The sequence below is a fragment of the Candidatus Polarisedimenticolia bacterium genome (assembly GCA_036001465.1).
In the GTDB taxonomy this organism is placed as follows: Bacteria; Acidobacteriota; Polarisedimenticolia; order Gp22-AA2; family Gp22-AA2; genus Gp22-AA3.
The window spans coordinates 80,247-99,849 of sequence record DASYUH010000060.1 but is presented as its reverse complement, the minus strand read 5'-3'; the positions used below and the strand labels follow the sequence as shown (position 1 = coordinate 99,849).

The following is a 19,603-nucleotide window of genomic DNA, read 5'->3' as shown; positions in this document are numbered from 1 at the left end:
TCCGGAGGGCCGGCCATGCTCAGGCTCTACCATCACCCTCTGTCCACCTTCTCGCAGCGGGTGCGCATCGCGCTGCTCGAGAAGCGCATTCCCGCCGAGCTGATCGAGGTCGACCTCCTGGCGCGCGCCCAGTTCCAGCCGGAGTACCTGTCGAAGAACCCGTACGGACGGGTGCCGGCGATCGACGAGGATGGCTGGGTGCTGTACGAGTCGACGGCGATCCTGGAGTACCTCGAAGCCACAAGGCCCTCGCCGCCGCTCCTGCCGCCGGACCCGCGCGGCCGGGCGCGCGTGGGGATGCACATGAAGCTGTGCGACCTCGAGTTCGCCGGGCCGGCCCGGACCATCCTCGTTCCCAAGCGGTTCCTTCCGAGAGAGCGCTGGAACCTCGAGCCGATGGAGAAGGCCAGGGTGAAGATCGAGAAGCACCTGTCGATCCTGGAAGGGGAGATCCAGGGGAAGGAGTATCTGGCCGGCGACCGGTTCACGCTGGCGGACGTGTGCTACGCGCCGTTCCTGCAGTTCCTCCCGACTCTGGACGTGACTCCAGGCCCGGCGGTCCAGTCCTGGGCCGGGCGCGTCGTGGAGCGCCCCAGCGTCAGGGAGACCCGGCCCGCCCGGTGAAGCCTCGCTAGAAGCTCGTGAACAGCAGATGATTGTTGGCGCTCTGCGCGCTCGTGACGATGCCCTTGGTCGTCAGGTTGAACAGCGCGTCGCGGACCTGCTGCGCCGTCGCCCCCGGGTTTCCCTGGAGGTACAGAGCGGCCACGCCGGCGGTGTGCGGTGTCGCCATCGACGTGCCGCTGATGATATTCGTCGAGGTGTCCGTCAGCCACCACGCCGACGTGATGTTCACGCCGGGGGCGAACCAGTCGACGCACGAGCCGAAGTTCGAGAAGCTCGCCCTGCCGTCGGCTGCGTCGGTCGCGCCGACGGTGATCGCCTGCGTCACGCCGGACGGGGAGCCGGCGCAGGCGTCCGCGGTGTCGTTGCCGGCGGCGACGGCGTAGGTGACGCCGTCGGCGATCGAGTTGCGCACGGCCTGGTCGAGCGCCGCCGACTGGCCGCCGCCGAGGCTCATGTTCGCGACCGCGGGTGCGCCCGGGGCGTGGTTGCCCGTGACCCAGTCGACGCCGGCGATCACGCCCGAGGTGAGCCCGATGCCGGCGCAGTTGAGCACGCGCACGGCGACGAGCCGCACGCCCTTGGCGATCCCGTAGGTCGCCCCGCCGATGGTCCCGGACACGTGCGTGCCGTGCCCGTTGCAATCGTCGGAGCTCAGTCCGGCGGTGACGGCGTCGAAGCCGTGCACGGCGCGCCCGCCGAACTCGGCGTGGGTCTTCCGGATGCCCGTGTCGATCACGTAGGCGGTCACGCCCGTCCCGGTGGCGGTGTACGTGAACGTGCCGGAGAGCGGCAGCGCGCGCTGGTCGGTGCGGTCGATGCCCCACGTCGCGCCGGGCTGCGTGGTGACGGCCCGCATCGTCTGGTCGCGCTCGACGTAGGCCACGCGCGCGTCGTTGCGCAGGGCGTCGAGGGCGCCTGCGGGCACGAGAGCCGAGTAACCCTGCAGCGCCTGCGTGTAGACGAAGCCGACCTGGAGTCCGAGCCGCACGGAGTGCACGGCGGCGACCAGCGCGGGATCCGCGCCGGGCTTCAGCACGACGATGTACCCCTGTGGGGAGTCCACGTCGGCCGAGGCGACTGGGACGAACGCGAGCGCGGACAGCGTGAGGACGACGATGGCGAGACGCCGCATGGTGTGTCTCCTCCTGGTATCGAACCCCGGTTGACGGAACGGCCCTCAGAATGCCGGGCGCCAAAATGCGCCGGGACGCACAGGCCCGCAATCGGGGAAACCGCTGGATCGAAGCGGGGAAAAACCTGAACGCGAGGCCGGGGTTTCTCCGATGTCGCTGGTCCAGGGCATCCAGATAAGAGCCGGATGGCCGCCGATCACTTCGCGTCGTAGCCCGCCACGATCCATTCCGTGTGGGTGTAATACACGGGAGACCACGTCGTTCCGCTGGTGAAGACCCGGCCGCTGCTCCAGGCGATGCCGCCGCCGTTTTCGATGGACCCCGAGATCCCGGCCTGCATGAGGCGCTCTCCGTTCGCCGCGTCGAACGATTGGACGCTCCCCCCGACGACGGAGACCGTGCCGCCGCCGGCCGCGATCTTCATGCCTCCCCCGGGCGAATCCCACAGGATCTCGCCGCTGGCGGCGGCGTAGGCCCGGAGCCCGGAGCCCACCCCGGATGCGAAGACCCGACCGCCTTCCGCGGCGAGCGCCGCGACGGGGCCGCCGGTGTCGGTCTGCCATAGAGGGGCCCCTGTATCCGCATCGAAGCCGCTCATCCGGGGTCCGGCGGCGTCGGTCACCACGGCGAAGACGACCCCCGCCGAGGCCGCGACATGCAGGGAGCGTGCCGATTCCGTGTCGCCGAGCGGCTCCGTCTCCCAGGAGGGCGCCCCCGTCTGGGCGTCGTAGGCGCGGAGATGGAGGCCGCCCGCGGCATCGCGCCCCATGGCGAACACCAGATTGCCGTGAATCGCGATCGATCCACCGACATCGGAGTAAGGAGAGATCGAGCCGCCGGCCTCGGCTTCCCAGGCGACGACGCCGGTTTCGGCGTCGTACGCTCGCAGGACGGGACGGGTCGGCCATCCGCCGCTCACGAAGACACGGCCGGCATGGGCGACGATTGCCTGGGTGGATCCCTCCCCGTCGCGCCGGTCCTCCCAGACACGCACCCCTGTATCGGCGTCGAAGGCGCAGACCAGGATGGCCTTCCCGGGATAGGCGGTGTTCAGGTTGCCGATGCCGGCGACGAAGACCATGCCGCCGCGTGCCGTGATGTCCTTGGCGTGATCGTCCCAGTGGGTTCCGAGACACACGTTGTGCCACAGGATCTGCCCGGTTCGGTTGTCGTAGCCCACGACATGGATCATGGCGTCGCTGGACGGTGAGAACCTGAAGGGCCCAGCCCCGGCCGCGAAGATCTTCCCCCGGTCCGCGGTGATCGGCCCGGCGTACGTTTTTTCCCATCCGAGATCGATCCGGTTCAACCAGGTGATATCTCCCGTAGCTGCGAAGGCGCTCCGCTCCGAGCCCCCGGCAACGGCCATGATGAGGACGAGCGCGACACGCGCCCAAACGGACGCAACGACCGACTTTTCCGCTCGCATCGGCATTCCCTCCCGTTGAACTGCCGAACGATGTGCCGCGAGCCTGTCGGCCGCAAGCAGGTGATCCCCGCATTTGCGAGCCGGTGAATCCCCGGTATGTCCAGGAGGGAGGGGAACGCGGTACTTCCGCTCCGGGATGCTGCGATAATCGGTCGGGCGAAGGTAGGCAATCGCGAAGGGCCAGGGTGGGGACATGGACGGCTTCAGCTACCTGTCGGTGATGGTCTCGATCGTCCTGGGGCTGGGGCTCACGCAGCTCTTTGCGGGGATCGGGAACCTGGTGCAGATACGGCGGCGGGTCAGGCTCTACTGGCTGCACAGCCTGTGGGTGCTGCTGCTCATCGTCCTGCACCTGCACATGTGGTGGTCGTTCTGGGCGCTGCGCGGGGTGGCCGACTGGACGTACGCCATCTTCGTCTACGTCCTGATAGGGCCCGGGGCGCTGGTGATCGCCAGCCACATCATCATTCCCGAGCTCATCGATAACCGGATCGACATCGAGCGGCACTACTTCGATACCAGCCCGCTGTTCTTCGGCATCCTGACGGTGGCCGCGGCCTGGGCAATGTTCCTCGAGCCGATCATGGGGCTGCGGGCATTCTTCGTGCCGTTCCGCATCCTGCAGGTGATCGCCGTGGCGACCTTCGCCTCGTGCTCGGCCTCGAAGGACCGGCGGCTCCACGCCGCCGCGATCACCCTGATCGTCCTGCTGCTGGTGATCGGGATCACGATCGACCGGGTGTCGCTGGGGCAGTTCAAGCTGCGGCAGGGGCTTCGCAGGCACGGCGCAAGCCAATCCGGTTATCCCGAGCGCAGCATCGCCTCGGCGGCGTCAGTCCCGCTCTGGTAGGCCCCGTGCGCGTCCCCCGCCCAGGCGATCGAGATCGCCTCGCCCGCGAAGAAGAGGCGGCCGTCCAGGGGGCGGCCGAGTGCGGCACGGGCGTCGGCGTGGCCGGGGAGGGGTGCCGAGTAGGTGCCGCGGGTGAGGTCGTCCTGGTTCCAGCCGGTGCGCGCCCTGGTCCTTAGCGCATCGCGGACCGACGTCCCGAAGATGCCGGCGAGGGTGTCGAGGGCGAACTCCTCGACGGCGCGGCCGCCGGCCTCTTCGAGGCGGCGCGCCAGGTCCCCGTCGAGATAGCAGGTCGCGCCGTCCCAGCCGGGCGGCCAGATCTCGACGTCCATGGCGTCGCCGCCGTGCCCGGTCATCGCCGTCAGGAAGGCGGGGCCCTCGAGGCCGGTCACGTCGCGGGTGAATTCAAGCCCCACCTTCAGCGCCCGGGCCATCGGGAGCGCCTCGATCGCCCGCAGCTTCCAGTCGGGGAGGCGCGGCGCGAAGGCGATCGCCTCGGCCCGCAGGACGCCGGTCGAGACGGTGACGAGGATCTGCGGCGCCTCGGCGGCGCCGGCGTCCGACTCGACGCGCGGGCGCGCCCCGGTCAGGGCGATGCGGCGCACGCGCGTGCCCAGGGTCACCGGCACGTTGGCGAAGACGCGGCGCACCAGCGCCCCGAAGCCGTCGCGCACCGGGCGGTCCTCGCCGATCCACCGGTAATTGGCGAAGTCCCGGGTCGAGGCGTGCCGGGGCTCGATCCCCATCTTGGCCGTGAAGGCGTGCGCCGCGTAGGCCGCGGCGGGGTGGGCCCGGTCGATGACCTCCGAGACCGGCCGATCGGCCCCGTCGCCGGCGCCTGCGCGGCCGGCGAGCCGGACGGCGGCGAAGGTGCGCTCGCGGAACTCCACGGCCGCCTGCTCCTCGGCCGGAGACATCCTGGCGCCGTCGACGTAGATCCCCCCGGACGCCGCCTCGCGCGCGTATACGAACCCCTGGTCGTCGGCGATGCGCGTGAACGGGTTCTCGTCCGGGGAGTGCAGCCAGTGGCAGCCTTGGTCCCAGGGCCGTCGGAAGGTCGTCGCGTCGGTGCAGGCGCGGCCGCCGACGCGATCGCGCCCTTCGAGAACCAGGACGCGACGTCGCGCCGCGAGCAGCCGACGGGCCGCCGCCAGGCCGGACACCCCGGCGCCCACGATGATGGCGTCGTACGAAGACATGAGAACGGGAATCATAGCGCCTGCGGCACCGTTGCCGCGCCGCGGGCGGTCGCCGCTCAGCGCCGGGCGGCGCGCGGGCCTTGCGACCCGGAGGGGCCGCCGTGTAGCATCCTTGCCAAGAGCGAGAAGGAGACATCATGAAACTCCCGACGGCCGTGGCGCTGGCCCTGGTGTCCTGCTGCTTCAACCCCGCGATCGCCCTCGACGAGCCGGCCAAGCCGGAGAAGAGGTCGAAGCTGCACACGCCCGCCGAAATCTTCGACATTCTCGAGAAGTCTTCCGTGGTCTACGAGCTCGATGTCGACAAGGACATTGCGACGCAACCGACGGAGAAGGGACGTGTGCTGTCGGACTACACCTACCTCAAGTCGTCGGCGGATGGCGCGAGCACGCTCACGACGCTGCCGCTTTCCCCCGACGGCAACAGGGTGCTGAAGGAAGGCCTGGACGCCTTCGAGAAGAAGGACTATGAAAAGGCGCTGAAGCTGTACACCAAGGTCCACGAAATGGACCCGGAGTATCACCACGCGCTGACGCTGATCGGAGACATCCACTACTTCCAGGGGGACCTCAAAGAGGCGATGTCCTGGTTCGAGAAGGCGATCGACAGGAATTTCGCCGACTATGCCGCCCACTGGTTCCTCGCGGACGCCCTGTGGAAGACGGGGAAGCGGGGGGAGGCGGTGCGCAGGATGACGACCGCGCATCTTTTCAATGTCAATCATCAGATGATGCGCGACCGCCTCGCGGCCATGCGCAAGGAGATCAAGCGCCCCTGGAACGACTGGACCTTCAGCCCCAGGTACAGGGTCGAGAAGGTCGAAGGGAAGGTGAAGGTAGTCTTCCAGGAAGACTGGATGCCGTACGCCATCGTGAAGGCGGTCTGGGCCCACGAGCCCGGCTACAAGGAAGCGACCGCAGGGCCGGACTACGAGAAGCTCATCGTCTGCATGGAGGAGGAGAAGGAGGGCCTGCTGGCGATGTACGTGGTCCACGGGAAGGACAAGGAGTTCAAGACCCTCAGGGCGATCATCGACGGGGGCTATATCTCGGAGATGATCGACTACGAGATCATGGCCGGAAAGGCCCCCGAGGCGATCGTTCTCATGCCGCGCGACTCGTTCACCCGGCTCGTGGAGTACGTGGACAGGTTCCATTGAGCGGCCTCGGCGCCGTCTGGGCTCCTGCCCGCCCGTGGCGAACCGTTCAGCCGGCTTCCAGCGCGTCCTTGATGCACCTCAGCTGGTCGTCGTGCTCGCGCGTCCATCCCTTCACGATGTGCGCGATGTCGTCGCGGGTCAGGTGCCAGGACAGGGGTGCGTCGGCGTCGCGCAGCGTGAAGGTGAAGGACAGGACGTCCACCCTGCCGGCCCACTCCGACTGGAGGAAATCCACGTCCATGTCGTCCCGCAGCGCCTGGCTGGTCGTCCGGACGTTCAGGAGCGCGTCGATGGGGCCGAAGGTCGCGTAGCGGAATCCATGACCGCTGCGCGCCGGCCGGTCGCGCAGCTCCGAGGCGCGGATCTGGATCAGAATCACCTTCGGCCTCGTTCCGGGGTCCGTTCGGGTCATCTCGAAGTGGGCGGGTAGGACGTCGCGCAGGAAATCGATCGCGCTGACCACGCCGTGATTGTCGTAGTAGCCGCCGTCCCCCAGGTGATAGGCCGCGCCGTCCGGGACGGCCCCCGCGGCCGGCCGCGCCATCGGGCTGACGAAGGGGAAGGTCGCCGAGAGCCTCACCGCGGTGGCGATCGGCATGTCGGCGCCGGGATGGGCGTCCAGGAAGTTCTTCACCCGCCACACGGCGCCGCCCGGGCCGTCCTCCGGCGCGCACGGCCCGGGCGCCTCGGGGCGGCCCCGGGCCCGCATCAGGCTCATCGGCGCCAGCAGCAGACGCTCGCCGGTTTCGGCCTCGGTGGTGTTGAAGATCTGGATCGGGCGCCGGCCTGCTCCAGCGTCCCCAGCCCACCGCCTGAGCGTGGCCTCCTTGTCCTGCATGCGCCGGATCCAGCTCTGCTCCAGGGCCCATCCCCGATCGCGCGTCTCGTCCAGGATGTGGAGTCCCTGCCAGATGTCCCGGTAGACGATTCCCCACGCGGTCGCGGACAGGCTGGATCGGCCGGCCTGGTCCCTGAGCCGCTCCAGGTCGACCTTCCCGTCGGGGGCCCGTCCATCCCGGTAGGCGTCGACGAAATAGAGCGCCCCGAGGCCGCCGCCGGAAACGGTGCTCAGAAAGACCAGCGACTCGCCGAATCTCGGGGTGGCGTCCTGGATCCGCGTGAGGACTTCCGCGGTCCAGCGCGCCGCGGTGATCCCGCCGCCGCTGGCCGTCACGACGACAAGGACGGGGGACGGCCCCGGGGCCCGTGACGATCTCCAGGCCTCGTACGCCTGCTGCGGACTCGGCGGGGCGGAGGCCGGGGGGGACCCGGCGGCCGCCGTCGTCACGGAATAATAGTGATCGACGCCCGACAGCCGGTAATCCAGCCCCACCAGGACGGCGATCAGCAGGAGCACCGGCACGCGGAACGTGTCGAGAAACGCCGCCGCCAGGGTCAGGGCGAGGCCGACGATGACGGCGAGGATCAGGATCAGCAGGAGAGACGGCCCCCCCGAAGCCCAGACGGGATGAAAGCACCAGTAGCCGGTGAAGTAGAGGACGTACCAGAGCAGGAGGAATCCGACAGCACCGCGCACACGCGACAAGAGCGTCGCAGGGGCCGCCGTCCGGGCCCTGCCCAGGAGGATTCGTTCCGGGGACTCCCGCGGGCTCATGCTCCTGAGCTTCTGGAGAGCCCATTGGTGCGGCACCTCGGGGCGATGCGTCGCCCAGGTGGCCGACAGGGGGCGCGCCAGGCCGGCGCTCAGGAAGCGCAGCCCGAATGCCGCGCCGACTCCCAGGGCCGCGCGCCCGAGGTTCTTCAGCAACCGTCCCGCGTCCCGGCCCAGGAAACCGATGCCCCCCTCTCTCGCCAGGGGAGCGGACTTCCAGACGACCACCCCGATGAGGAACACGGCCAAAAGCAGGAACAGGGCGGGACGGTAGGTCCACCGGTCGTGATCCGGAAACCGGCAGGCGCTGTAAATCTGGTGCGTCCAGACATGCGGCCGGGTCCGCAGCCAGCGCCATGGTCCTTGCGCCCGGCGCTCCTTCGGGGCTCGCGCATGCGCCGGCTGCCGGCCGAAGCGGGAGGGGGTGCGGTAGAAGCCGAGCCTCGCCTTGTAAGGGATCCAGTCCAGAAGCAGAGCGATGGAGAACATGACGACCCAGGCGGCGAGGGTCGCGACCAGGGCGACCAGCGAGATGTGCCACGGACCAAGCACGCCGAGATTTCCGATCATGTCCCTGCCGAACGTGACCAGAGCGGCCGGCAGGATCAGGCCGATGAACAGGCCGAGCAGGATCGGGAAACGGCAGAAGAACAGGTACTGCACGAGGAAGAACCGCTTCTGGAGGTGCCGGACGAGCAGGATGATCGCGACGAGGGCGGCGACGCCGAAGAACGGCATCACGAGGCGTCCTTGTCCGCCGTGGAAAGGTCCTCGTCTATGGCACGGATGATGCCATCGGCGACAAAGATCCTGTTGCGGGGTCGTCCCGTGGCCTCGGTGAGAATTCCGGCGCGCACCAGCTTGCCGATGTTCTGGGAGGCCGCCCGCTGCGTCACTTTCAGCTGCCTGGCTGCTCCGGGCACCGTGATGGCAGGGTGATGGAACAGCCCGTCGACCAGTTTGAGGAGCAGTGCCGACGAGCGGGCTTGCTGAAGGCCGGCCTGATACTCATCGCGAAGCGCACGCAACCGGGCCGCACGCTGGATCGCATCGAGCGATTGTTCGAGGACCCCCGACAGGAAGAACTGCACCCAGGACTCCCATTGACCCTTCTGGCTGACGGCGAGCAGGAGGCGATAATAGTCCTGCCGGTGCCGCTCGAAGAACGCGCTCAGATACAGAAGCGGCGAAGGAAGGACTTTCCACTCGCAGAGCAGCAGGCTGACGAGCAGGCGTCCGATCCTGCCGTTGCCGTCGAGGAAGGGATGAATCGCCTCGAACTGGTAGTGAATCATCGCGAGACGAACCAGCACCGGCAGGTCGCTCTCAGCGTACAGGTACCTTTCGAGAGCGTCGAGCGCTGCATGCATATCGGCGACCGGCGGAGGGACGATGATGGCGTCGTTCAGCTTGCTCCCGGCCGGCCCAATCCAGTTCTGGGATCGACGGAACTCGCCCGGTGTCAGGTGCGACTCGCGCACTCCCGTCATGAGGATGCGGTGCATTTCGCGAATGAGCCTCAGGCTGAGGGGCAGCTCGCGATTCGGGGCGAGAGCCGCCTCCATCGCCCTGACGTAATTGGCGACCTCTCGAACGTCGGTCGCCCTGGCGGGCAGGGACGGGGCTGCCTCGAAGAAGAAGAGATCCGAGAGTGAGGCCTGGGTCCCCTCGATCCGGCTCGACAGGACGGCCTCGCGCCGGATGAACGGATGGATCAGCAGGTAGGGGTTTGGAAGGGTTGCGCCGACGCCGGCCAGGCGCCCGATCGCCCGCTCCGCTTCAGAGAGTCGAAGGACATGGGATCGGTCGAGATCGAGCTGCGGCGGGAGGGGGTTTGGCACGAAGGCCCAATACCCGGCCGGAGCCCGAACCAGCCTTCCTGCCCTATCTGACTGAAAGGCTTCGTCTTGCATCTTGCGATACCCAAGTGCTCCAACTCGGAGCCAATGATACTTTCAGGGCTGATTGTATCGCAAGAGTTGCGGATTGCGGGCTCTACTGGAAATCCCTCGGGATCGTGTCCTCCCATGTCTTCTCGCGGACGAGCGTGCCGTCCTTGAGGAGCCGGCGGACGTAGGTGTAGTAGAAGTTCTCGCGGTCGCTTTTGAAGGTCAGGCGGGCCTCCCATCGCAGGGTTCGATCGGCGAGCTGGACGGTCGTGCTGTACTCCCCCGTGACCGAAGTCGCCTCGGGGTGCTCGTCCTGCGCCTCGTGGGTGATCGACTCGGTGGTCCTTTCGGTCCCCCAGGGGTACTTCGAGCCGCCGGCGTTCGTCGCGACGATCCGGGTGGCGCGGCGCGGCGGCATCCGATCGATCGAGGCGATCTCGCCGTATCCGGACACGGTCCCGGCGTCGAGGGTGCCGAAGCCGGCGAGCGGCGGGGGATCCTCCTCGGGAGGGAGGAACTTCGGCACGGGGCGATCGCCGGGGGGGACGACGGGGAGGAGGAGCCGCGAAGGGGCGTCGCCGCCCAGGTGCAGGGCGTTGGTCATCTTGTAGGGGGTCGGCCAGATCATCGGCCACATGGCGTTTCCGACGGCGAGGCGCATGCGGTGCCCCTTCTCGAAGACCCAGGAGGTGAAGTGCATCTCGATGTCGAGGGGGACGACCTGCCCGGCCTCGAGACGCTTCGGGTCGCGGGCCGACTCGCGGTGCGCGCCGTTGAAGCCGGCGCCGGCGACCAGGGTCACGCTGCCGTCCTGGGCGACGTCCGACAGGCGCACGAACCAGTGGGCCATGGGGGCGTAGGCGGCGACGTTCAGGATGGCGTGCGGCAGGCCGAGGATCTCGACCTCCTCCTCGAGAGGGTCGGAGTCGTAGACCAGGCTGAAGGCGTCGGCCGGGCGCTGGTCGGGGGCCACGTCCCCCCACCACATCACCGGGCCGCCCGGCTCGGTGCCCGAGGTCGGCACGTAGCGCAGCCAGTGCGCGGCGCGCGCGGACGGCGGCGCCGCGCCGAGCGTGTGGTTGGGCTGCGGGTAGAGCGTGCGCGTCTGGATGCGGGCGATCGGCCAGCCGTCCTCCCAGCGCCACGCTCCGGGGACCTCCTTCAGGTCGGTCTCGGGGGGGTGCCAGCGCCGCACGTAGACCGCGAAGCGCGGCTCGGACATGATCCCGGTGTCCTTCCCCTTCAGCCACTGGTCGTACCAGCGGACCGCCTCGTGGCGCCATTCCATCTGGGGTTTCGGGTAGGCGTCGTGCGGGAAGGCGTGCGACCAGGGGCCGACCATCGCCTTGACGGGGGACTTCATGTTTTCGAGCATGCGCGGCACGCTGTCACGGTAGCCGTCGTACCAGCCGCCGATCACGAAGGTCGGGATCTTGATCGAGTCGTAGCGCGTCTTCAGGGCGGTGCGGTCCCAGAACGGTCCGTCGCGCTGCTGGCGCTTGTAGGTGAGCATCCACGGCCTAGTGTCGAAACGGTCCCGGAAGAACGCCTCGTCGATGACGTAGTCGGGGGCCCCGGGCATGGCGTTCGCCAGGTCCATGCTCATCTCCCACGAATCGACGTGCATGCCGCCGTCCATGAAGTGCACGTCGTCCTGGTACAGGTCGTCGGTCGCGTCCACCGCGATGATCGCCTTGAGCGCCGGCGGGTTGCGCATCGCCATGTGGATCGAGTTGAAGCCGCCCCACGAGATGCCGAACATGCCGATCTTGCCGGTCGAGAACTTCTGTTTCGCCAGCCAGGCGATCACGTCCTCGCCGTCCTTCTGCTCCTGCTCGGAGTACTCGTGCTCGATGAGGCGCCCCTCGCTGTTGCCGGTCCCCCGGATGTCGACGCGCGCCACCGCGTAACCGCGCTTCACGAAGTAGCCGTACAGACCGGGCCGCTCGCCGCGCCCCTCGGTCTTGCGATACGGCAGGTACTCGAGCAGGACCGGAAAGCGGTCCTTCGGCTTCCCCCCCTTCGGCAGGTACAGGTCGGCGGCCAGCCGGACGCCGTCCCGCATCGGGATCCAGGCCTCCTGGAAGGCGATCTCGTAGATGGGAGGGGAGGCTTCGGCGGCGGCCGAGGGAGTCGGGGCCCCGGTGGCGGCGAGGCCGCGGGAGGGTGCGAGGCCGCCCGCCAGTGCCACTGCCAGGGCCGCGGCGAACACGAGGGACGATCGCATGCGCATGCATCTCTCCAGAGTAGGGATGTCCGGGCGCAGTCTATCAGGCGGCAGTCGCCTGGGAACCGCTACCCTGCCATCCGAACCCGGCTTGTTTCATCCTGCGGATTGGGCCAGAATGCGCCGGGATCCGAACCTGCCGTCTCTGCCTGCCGGAGCGGCGCCACCCTATTCCCGAGAGGAACGATGGACATGCGAACCGTGATGGTCCTTGGGGTCATGGCCCTTCTCTGCGCGCCCGCATTCGGCAGCACGGAGGAGATGCGCGGGGTGTACGTCGGCGACATGGATCGCAACGCCGATCCGTGCAGCAACTTCTACGACTACGCCAACGGGAGCTGGCGGGCCGCCAACCCGATTCCGGACTCGATGACGCGCTGGAGCCGGCGCTGGGCGGCGGGGGAGACGGCCAAGGATCAGCTGAAGACGATCCTCGAGGAGGTGTCGGCGAAGAAGGACTGGAGGAAGGGGAGCGTCGAGCAGCAGATCAGCGACTACTACGGGGCGTGCATGGACCAGGCGCGCGTCGATGCGCTGGGAATCACGCCGGTCGAGCCGCTTCTGGCCGACATCGACTCGATGAAGGGCCGGGCGGACGTGCAGAGGATGATCGTGCGGCTGCACGAGCAGGGGATCTTCGTGCCGTTCGGCCTGGGGGCCAACTCGGACAACCACGAGCCGACACAGGTCGTCGCCAACATCTACGCGGCCGGCCTCGGACTGCCGGACCGGGACTACTATTTCAAGACCGAGGATCGCTTCAAGGAGGCGCGGGAGAAGTACCGGGCCCACGTCGCCAACCTGTTCGGGCTGGCGGGGTACGACGAGGCGGCGGCGGCCAAGGCGGCGGAGACGGTGTTCGGCTTCGAGACGAAGCTGGCCGACGCGTCGCTCGACAACGTGGCGCTGCGCGACCCGAAGAACACCGACCACAAGACCCGCTTCGCCGATCTGCAAAAGCTCGCGCCGCGGCTCGACTGGGACGGATATTTCAAGGCCGGCCGCCTGCCGAAGGCCGACCTGAACGTGCGGGAGCCGAAGTTCCTGCAGGAGGTGGACCGTCGGCTCGGCGAGACCCCCCTGCCGGAGTGGAAGACCTACCTCAAGTGGCAGGTGCTCCACGCGGCGGCGCCGGATCTCTCGGCGGCGTTCGTGGACGAGAACCAGGCGTTCTACGGGAAGTACCTGGGCGGGGCGAAGGAGATCAAGCCGCGCTGGAAGCGCTGCGTGGAGTCGACCGACCAGGTCCTGGGGGAGGCGCTGGGCCGGAAGTACGTCGAGCGTTACTTCCCGCCGGCGGCCAAGGCGCGGATGCAGGACCTGGTGAAGAACCTGCTCGCGGGGATGAAGGAGACGATCGACGGCCTGGAATGGATGGGGGCGGAAACGAAGACGAAGGCGCTCGAGAAGCTCGCCACGTTCAATCCCAAGATCGGCTATCCCGACAAGTGGAAGGACTACGGCAAGGTCGACATCCGCCGCGACGCGCATTTCGCGAACCTGACGGCCGGCAAGAGGTTTCTGGTGCGGGACGACTGGGCGCAGATCGGCAAGTCGGTCGATCGCGGCCGCTGGGGCATGACGCCACCGACGTCGAACGCCTACTACAACCCCCTGTTGAACGAGATCGTGTTCCCCGCCGGCATCCTGCAGCCGCCGGCGTTCGACATGAACGCGACGGACGCGGTGAACTACGGCTCGATCGGCGTCGTGATCGGCCACGAGATCAGCCATGGATTCGACGACTCCGGCGCGCAGTACGACGCGCAGGGCCGGCTGCAGAACTGGTGGACTCCGGAGGACCTGAAGAACTTCCAGGGGCGGACGCAGTGCGTGGTGGACCAGTTCGACGGCTACTTCATCGAGCCGAGCATCCACCACAACGGCAGGCTGGTCCTGGGAGAGTCGATCGGCGACCTCGCCGGAGCGAAGATCGCCTTTCGAGCCTGGCAGATCTCGCAGCGCGGCAAGCCGCCCGCCCCGACGATCGACGGCTTCACCCCCGAGCAGCAGTTCTTCGTGGCCTGGGGCCAGTTCCGCGGCGACGCCATCCGCCCCGAGACGCAGCGCCTGATGGTGCAGAGCGACCCGCATCCGGTCGCCAAGTACCGGGTCATCGGACCGCTGTCGAACCTGACGGCGTTCTACGACGCCTTCAGCTGCAAGGACGGCGCCTCGATGGTCCGCCCGGCCGGCACGCTCTGCGAGGTGTGGTAGGAAGGGATCGCTCCGTCGGGCGGCGTCCCGCGGCAGGGCCAGGGACGCCGCCCGACGGGCGCTAGTACTTGCGGTCCTGCCTGTTCTCTTTCGGCTTGTCGTCGTCCGGCTTGGCGTCGCCCGCCTTGTCGGACTTCGGCGCGTCCTGCTTCGGCTTCCGGCCCTTCCCCGTGTCCCCGCCAGGCTTCGCCTTGTCCCGCGCGCTCTCCTGCGCGGGCTGCGTCTTCACCGGATCGGACTTCGCCGGCGGGGTCGTCGTACCCGGGCGATTGCCCGGGTCGGAGGGGCTGTCCGGCTCGCTCGGCCCCGCGCTCGATCCGCCGGATTGCGCCGGCGAGGATCTCTGCGGAGAGCGGGCGGGGGGCTGTTTCCCCATCAGATCGTCCATGAGCCTGCGGCCGCGGCTGGGATGTGAATCGCGACCCTGGTCCTTCCGCTCCTGACCGCGGTTGGTCGCCGGTGGGGTGTTGTCGGGCGGGGCCTGCGTGTCCTCGGGCTGACTCTCCTGCGTGTCGGCTTCGGTCGTCGGCCGCCCCGGGCGGTCGTCGCGAGCCCGATCGCGGTCGTCGCGGCCCGGCGGGGCGACGCGATCCTTCGGTCCCCGGTTGCGCCAATCCTCGTCACGTGCATCCCGCTCCTGCGGCGCGTCGTCTCCCGGATTCTGATCGCGCCCGCGCACCTCGCGCTCATCCTGGCCGCGCGGGTCGCGCTCTTCCGTCACCCGGCCGCGACCGCTCCGGTCGTCCTGGTCCCTGCCATCCGGGCCCCGTCCGCGGGAGTTCCGGCCGCGAACCGGGTCGGCCCGGTAGACGACGAAGTCCTGCCCGCGCACCTTGCCGCCGCGCGACACCTCGGGCGCGTCGTCCTGCGCCACGCGGTAGCGGGGAATGGTGTGTCCGACGGCGCGGCCGACCTTTTCGACCCGCACGCCCTGGTTGATGACACGGCTGTCGATGTAGGTGTAGTTCGTGACGTTCTGGGTGACGCGGATGAGCGCCGTGTTGCGCTCGACCGGGACGATGCGGGTCCGCAGCCCGGGATCGACCAGGTAGCGCGTGCTGGCGAAGCACCACCAGGACGGCGAGATGGAGACGCTGACGCCGCCCCAGTCGAGGCCGACGCCGGCGCGCACGGTGACCTGCCACGGGAGCGGCGCCCAGCCGACGTAGCCGCCGCCTTCATGCCAGGCGACCCAGGCGGGGCCCCATTCGGTCCCCGGGACCCAGACCCAGCCGAACGAGTTGTCGAGGTGCCAGCGGCCGTAGTGATAGACCGCCCAGCCCCACTCCTCGTCGGAGGCCCAGGTCCAGCCGTAGTCGGTGTACACCCAATGACCGACCTGGTACGGGCGCCAGCCGACCTGGACGTTGTCCGGCGACCACACCCACCCGGGGCCCGTGACGAAGACCCACCTGCCGTGCGGCGCCAGATCGTTGTAGAACGGCTGGTCCCATCCGCCTGGACGGGCGATGGGGGCCGTGGTCCCCATCGAGACGGTCTCGTGATAGCTGGTGCCCGTGGTGACGCACGCGCCGGCCAGCGCACAGCCGATCAGAATGGCCCCGATCCCTCCCCACCGCCGTATCATCATTATGTGGTCTCCCTGAGTCCGGTCTCCGAACGCGCCGGCCGCTCCCGATTCGAAGCTCGCAGCCTCGTGAAAATATAGATGTCGGATCGTGAGTCGGCACGCGCGCGCCGGAAGATTTGCGAGTTACGCCGACGACACGGGCCCGGGCGAAGGCTCGGCGGCGCGCCGGCCGGCGAGGACGACGGATTTCTGACGGCGGGAGCGCGCCGGCGCACCGATGATGGACACTGACGGACCGGTTTGCGTATCATCGCGGCGATTCGAGGAGGCTGAATCCATGGGTCTGATCCGAAGCGCATTCCTCGCCGGCTCGCAGAGCCGCTGGCTGCGCGAGCGCGCCGTCCGGTACGGCTTCGTGAAGCGGGCGGTGGCGCGCTTCATGCCGGGTGAAGATCTCGCCGCGGCTCTGGCGGCGGCGCGTCGGCTGCGAGAGAAGGGGATGGGGAGCGTCCTCACCTACCTCGGCGAGAACGTGGCGGCGCTCGGAGAGGCGCAGCAGGTCACGCGCCACTATCTCGATGTCCTGGCCCGCAACAAGGAGATGGGCCTCGATGCGGAGGTTTCCGTCAAGCTCACGCAGCTGGGGCTCGATCTCGACCCCGCCGCCTGCGAGGCGGGGCTGTCGTCGCTCCTCGAGCGGGCGCGAGCGGACGGCACCTGGATCTGGATCGACATGGAGTCGACCGCTTACACCGACGCGACGCTCGACATCTATCGCCGCGCGAAAGCGCGATTCCCGAACGTGGGGGTCTGCGTGCAGGCGTACCTGCACCGGACGGCGCGCGACCTGGACGGTCTCATCCCCCTGGGCGGGGGACTGCGGCTGGTCAAGGGGGCGTACCGCGAGCCGCCCGACAAGGCGTTTCCCAGGAAGACGGACGTGGACGCCAACTACCTGGTCCTGGCCCGAAGGCTTCTGGAAAAGGAAGCGCGCCGGGCGGGGGTGCGGGTCATCTTCGGCACGCACGACTCGGCGATGATTCGGAGCATCCAGGAGGCGGCACGGGGGGCCGGCCTGAAACCGTGCGAGGTGGAGTTCCAGATGCTGTACGGCATCCGGCGGGAGGAGCAGGAGCGCCTGGCGGCGCAGGGCCACGCGTTCCGGGTCCTGATCAGCTACGGCGACGCCTGGTTCCCCTGGTACATGCGGCGCCTGGCCGAGCGTCCCGCCAACGTCCTGTTCGTCCTGAAGAACCTGTTCGCCCGCTGAGCGTCAGCGCAAGCCGTCGACCAGGTAAAGGGTCGAGAGGACCCGCCGGTAGCTGTAGACATACGAGCGGGCGTCGTCGGACAGGTTGACGAACGACAGGTCGATCAGTCCCGCCCGGTCCGCCGGCATCAGGGTCTTGATCGGCGTCCGCTTCCCGGTCGCCAGGTCGAGGCGGTCGATCCGGCTGCCGGGGGCGTCCCGGGAGACGACGTAGAGCGAGCGGCCGTCCGAGCTCCACCTCCTTGGATTCTCGCCCGGCACGGAGCCCGGCACGATCCGTCCCTCTCCCCCCTCCACCGCGAAAACCAGCGGAGGCCCGGCGTTCATCGCCACCGCGATCTGGCGACCGTCGGGAGAGATGACGCCTGGGAGCCGGACCCCTTCCGGGGAGATCGGCTTCGGCGTTCCGTTCTCTCCGTCCATGACGTACAGGCGCATCGCTTTGCCCTTCTCGTTGCCGCTGAGCAGGAACCGCCGGCCGTCGGGAAACCAGTTCACCGAAAAAAGCGCGAGGCCGGGGACCATCACCGTACGGGCCTCGCCCGGTCCGAGCGGCAGGAGGGTGAAGTGATCCGGCTTGGCGATGGAGATCGTCGCCGCCCACTGACCGTCGGGGGAGAGGTCGGCTCCCGATCCGTCCCCCAGCCGCACGGCCGGGGATCCGTCGGTCTTGCGCACGTACACCGAGTAGCCCGAGCCCCCTCCCTGCCCCTGCTCCTCGAACAGGACCCAGTGGCCGTCGGCCGAGACGGCGCTGGGACGGGACCAGTCGAGCCAGGAAAGATCCCGCTCCGTCGCGTCCCCCGGCATGGTGCCGATAATCCCGCGGCGCGCCGTGTTCCTCATGACGAGCACCTTGCCCGAGGCCGAGACGTCCGACAGGGCGATGTCGGCGGGGGCGCCGTCCACCATCCGGACGTTTCCGGCCAGGTCGACGGCGTACACCGACCGGACGTTCCCGGTCTTGCCGGCGCTTAACCAGACCTCGTCTCGAGGAGGAGGCCGCGAACGCCCGCCGGCCGGCGAGCATCTCGTAGAGGATGCAGCCGAAGCTGAACAGGTCGGACCAGTGATCGGCCGGCAGGCCGCGCACCTGCTCCGGCGACATGTATCCGACCGTTCCGAGGACGACGCCGGACCCGGTCTCGACCCGCGTCGGGAGCCCGGTCAGCGCCCCGTCCGTCGCCGGGCCGGCGCCACCGGCAAGTGCGGCCGCCGGACCCTCGGGCCGCGCCAGCTTCGCCAGGCCGAAATCGAGGATCTTGACCCGGCCGTCGCCCGTGACGAACAGGTTCTCCGGCTTCAGGTCGCGGTGGACGATCCCCTTCTGGTGAGCCGCCGCCAGCCCCTGGGCGATCTGCCTGGCATAGTCCAGCGCCTTGCGGGCGGGGAGAGGGCCGCCGGCCAGCCTGTCGCGCAGCGTCGCCCCTTCGAGCAGCTCCTCGACGACGTACGGCGCCCCCTGGTGCGTTCCGGTGTCGAACACGGCCAGGATGTTCGGGTGGTTGAGCTGCCCCATGGCGCGCGCCTCCTGCTCGAAGCGGCGCAGCCTCTCGGGATCGGCCACGAACGAGGCCGGCAGGACCTTCACCGCCACGTCACGCGCCAGGCGGGCGTCGCGGGCGCGATACACCTCTCCCATCCCGCCGGCGCCGATGGGGCCGAGGATTTCGTAGGGACCGAGTCGGGTGCCGGGAGTCAGCGGCATGGCGCGCGGAGGATATCCTGCCTGCGGCCCGGTGATCCAGGTGCCTGACCGAGCATGGGGGCCGGTCGCGCCTACCGCACCGCGGCGAGCAGGGCCCGGGCGCGCTCTTCGACTCGATCGAACCGGCCGCCCTTGATCTCCTCGGCGTCGAACAGCGCCTGCGTGAAGCCGAGGGCGAAGGCCCCCGCGTCGAGCCAGGCGCGGGCGTTGGCCGCATCGATCCCGTGCGTCGGAACGAGCTTCAGGAACGGCAGGGGGCCGAGACAGGCGCGCACGTACGCCGGGCCGATCCCGGGTGCAGGAAACAGCTTCTGCAGCGGCGCTCCGGCGCGATGGGCGGCGAGCATCTCGGTCGGTGTGTGGCAGCCGGGGATGACGGCGACCCCCGCGGCCAGCCCGGCGGCGATGACCGCCGGATCCATGACGGGTGAAACGAGGAACCGGGCGCCGCGCTTCACGGCCGCGCGAGCCTCGTCCGTCGTCAGGACGGTGCCGGCCCCGACGATCAGCTCCTCGCGGCGCGCGAACTCCTCCACCAGGTCGAGGGCCCCCGGAATCGTCAGGGTGAACTCGACGATCCGGAAGCCGCCGCGCACGGCCGCCTCCATGGCGGAGGCGGCGGCTTCTCGCGAGGGGCACCGGAGAATGGCCGAGGCGCGGGCTTCCCCCAGGCGGGCGACGAACCGTTCGGGATTCATGAGACGCCCATTGTACACGGTGACGCGGAGTGGATTACCGGATGGGGTCGCGG

Annotated in this window: 15 protein-coding genes; 6 read left to right on the top strand and 9 right to left on the bottom strand. The window is 69.0% G+C overall.

Going from position 1 to position 19,603, the window contains the following annotated elements:
• Positions 1 to 15: 15 nt before the first annotated feature.
• A complete protein-coding gene (locus tag VGV60_12535) occupies positions 16 to 624 on the top strand; it encodes a glutathione S-transferase family protein (protein HEV8702092.1) in 609 nt (202 codons plus the stop codon).
• A gap of 7 nt (positions 625 to 631) precedes the next feature.
• On the opposite strand, the gene VGV60_12530 is transcribed toward VGV60_12535, so the two are convergent.
• Entirely contained in the window at positions 632 to 1,759 is a 1,128-nt protein-coding gene (locus tag VGV60_12530; GenBank protein HEV8702091.1) for a S8 family peptidase, read from the bottom strand.
• 197 nt (positions 1,760 to 1,956) lie between these two features.
• Positions 1,957 to 3,189: a PQQ-binding-like beta-propeller repeat protein gene (locus tag VGV60_12525; GenBank protein HEV8702090.1), complete on the bottom strand. Its 1,233-nt coding sequence runs from the start codon at positions 3,187 to 3,189 to the stop codon at positions 1,957 to 1,959.
• A 193-nt stretch (positions 3,190 to 3,382) separates the two neighbouring features.
• Between VGV60_12525 and VGV60_12520 the strand changes: the two genes are divergently transcribed.
• On the top strand, positions 3,383 to 4,039 hold the full coding sequence (locus tag VGV60_12520; protein HEV8702089.1) for a hypothetical protein: 657 nt from the start codon (positions 3,383 to 3,385) through the stop codon (positions 4,037 to 4,039).
• Here VGV60_12520 and VGV60_12515 read toward each other — a convergent pair.
• A complete protein-coding gene (locus tag VGV60_12515) occupies positions 3,991 to 5,238 on the bottom strand; it encodes an NAD(P)/FAD-dependent oxidoreductase (GenBank protein HEV8702088.1) in 1,248 nt (415 codons plus the stop codon). The two genes, VGV60_12520 and VGV60_12515, sit on opposite strands and share 49 nt — an antisense overlap.
• Positions 5,239 to 5,375: 137 nt before the next feature.
• Between VGV60_12515 and VGV60_12510 the strand changes: the two genes are divergently transcribed.
• On the top strand, positions 5,376 to 6,398 hold the full coding sequence (locus VGV60_12510) for a tetratricopeptide repeat protein (protein HEV8702087.1): 1,023 nt from the start codon (positions 5,376 to 5,378) through the stop codon (positions 6,396 to 6,398).
• A gap of 46 nt (positions 6,399 to 6,444) precedes the next feature.
• On the opposite strand, the gene VGV60_12505 is transcribed toward VGV60_12510, so the two are convergent.
• The 3 genes from VGV60_12505 to VGV60_12495 all read right to left on the bottom strand — a co-directional run bounded on the left by VGV60_12505 (position 6,445) and on the right by VGV60_12495 (position 12,132).
• The gene (locus VGV60_12505; protein ID HEV8702086.1) at positions 6,445 to 8,748 is read right to left on the bottom strand and encodes a hypothetical protein; all 2,304 of its coding nucleotides are present in this window, start codon (positions 8,746 to 8,748) and stop codon (positions 6,445 to 6,447) included.
• Positions 8,748 to 9,851, bottom strand: a complete 1,104-nt coding sequence (locus VGV60_12500; protein ID HEV8702085.1) for a Fic family protein — start codon at positions 9,849 to 9,851, stop codon at positions 8,748 to 8,750. Before VGV60_12500 ends, VGV60_12505 begins: the two co-directional genes overlap by 1 nt.
• A gap of 154 nt (positions 9,852 to 10,005) precedes the next feature.
• Positions 10,006 to 12,132, bottom strand: coding sequence for a CocE/NonD family hydrolase (locus VGV60_12495; protein HEV8702084.1), 2,127 nt, complete (start codon positions 12,130 to 12,132; stop codon positions 10,006 to 10,008).
• 180 nt (positions 12,133 to 12,312) lie between these two features.
• Between VGV60_12495 and VGV60_12490 the strand changes: the two genes are divergently transcribed.
• Positions 12,313 to 14,343 (top strand): M13 family metallopeptidase, encoded by a 2,031-nt coding sequence (locus VGV60_12490; GenBank protein ID HEV8702083.1) that lies wholly within the window; start codon positions 12,313 to 12,315, stop codon positions 14,341 to 14,343.
• Between the two features lie 61 nt (positions 14,344 to 14,404).
• On the opposite strand, the gene VGV60_12485 is transcribed toward VGV60_12490, so the two are convergent.
• Positions 14,405 to 15,934, bottom strand: coding sequence for a DUF6600 domain-containing protein (locus VGV60_12485; GenBank protein HEV8702082.1), 1,530 nt, complete (start codon positions 15,932 to 15,934; stop codon positions 14,405 to 14,407).
• Positions 15,935 to 16,211: 277 nt separating this feature from the next.
• Between VGV60_12485 and VGV60_12480 the strand changes: the two genes are divergently transcribed.
• Positions 16,212 to 17,144 carry a proline dehydrogenase family protein gene (locus VGV60_12480; GenBank protein HEV8702081.1) on the top strand — a complete coding sequence of 311 codons (933 nt, stop codon included), beginning with the start codon at positions 16,212 to 16,214 and terminating at the stop codon, positions 17,142 to 17,144.
• A gap of 3 nt (positions 17,145 to 17,147) precedes the next feature.
• Here the strand turns inward: VGV60_12480 and VGV60_12475 are convergent, their stop codons facing one another.
• The gene (locus tag VGV60_12475; protein ID HEV8702080.1) at positions 17,148 to 18,089 is read right to left on the bottom strand and encodes a hypothetical protein; all 942 of its coding nucleotides are present in this window, start codon (positions 18,087 to 18,089) and stop codon (positions 17,148 to 17,150) included.
• A 124-nt stretch (positions 18,090 to 18,213) separates the two neighbouring features.
• On the opposite strand from VGV60_12475, the gene VGV60_12470 reads away from it, so the two are divergent.
• Complete coding sequence (locus VGV60_12470) at positions 18,214 to 18,900, top strand: hypothetical protein (protein HEV8702079.1); 687 nt, start codon at positions 18,214 to 18,216, stop codon at positions 18,898 to 18,900.
• Between the two features lie 23 nt (positions 18,901 to 18,923).
• Here the strand turns inward: VGV60_12470 and VGV60_12465 are convergent, their stop codons facing one another.
• The gene (locus VGV60_12465) at positions 18,924 to 19,550 is read right to left on the bottom strand and encodes a bifunctional 4-hydroxy-2-oxoglutarate aldolase/2-dehydro-3-deoxy-phosphogluconate aldolase (GenBank protein ID HEV8702078.1); all 627 of its coding nucleotides are present in this window, start codon (positions 19,548 to 19,550) and stop codon (positions 18,924 to 18,926) included.
• Positions 19,551 to 19,603: the final 53 nt, after the last annotated feature.

Bases quoted from the DNA above. Each gene is read 5' to 3' on its own strand.
- VGV60_12495 (HEV8702084.1), bottom strand. From the start codon at position 12,132: ATGCGCATGCGATCGTCCCTCGTGTTCGCCGCGGCCCTGGCAGTGGCA.
- VGV60_12485 (HEV8702082.1), bottom strand. From the start codon at position 15,934: ATGATGATACGGCGGTGGGGAGGGATCGGGGCCATTCTGATCGGCTGT.
- VGV60_12505 (HEV8702086.1), bottom strand. From the start codon at position 8,748: ATGCCGTTCTTCGGCGTCGCCGCCCTCGTCGCGATCATCCTGCTCGTC.
- VGV60_12480 (HEV8702081.1), top strand. From the start codon at position 16,212: ATGGGTCTGATCCGAAGCGCATTCCTCGCCGGCTCGCAGAGCCGCTGG.
- VGV60_12515 (HEV8702088.1), bottom strand. From the start codon at position 5,238: ATGTCTTCGTACGACGCCATCATCGTGGGCGCCGGGGTGTCCGGCCTG.
- VGV60_12530 (HEV8702091.1), bottom strand. From the start codon at position 1,759: ATGCGGCGTCTCGCCATCGTCGTCCTCACGCTGTCCGCGCTCGCGTTC.
- VGV60_12535 (HEV8702092.1), top strand. From the start codon at position 16: ATGCTCAGGCTCTACCATCACCCTCTGTCCACCTTCTCGCAGCGGGTG.
- VGV60_12490 (HEV8702083.1), top strand. From the start codon at position 12,313: ATGGACATGCGAACCGTGATGGTCCTTGGGGTCATGGCCCTTCTCTGC.
- VGV60_12510 (HEV8702087.1), top strand. From the start codon at position 5,376: ATGAAACTCCCGACGGCCGTGGCGCTGGCCCTGGTGTCCTGCTGCTTC.
- VGV60_12520 (HEV8702089.1), top strand. From the start codon at position 3,383: ATGGACGGCTTCAGCTACCTGTCGGTGATGGTCTCGATCGTCCTGGGG.
- VGV60_12465 (HEV8702078.1), bottom strand. From the start codon at position 19,550: ATGAATCCCGAACGGTTCGTCGCCCGCCTGGGGGAAGCCCGCGCCTCG.
- VGV60_12525 (HEV8702090.1), bottom strand. From the start codon at position 3,189: ATGCGAGCGGAAAAGTCGGTCGTTGCGTCCGTTTGGGCGCGTGTCGCG.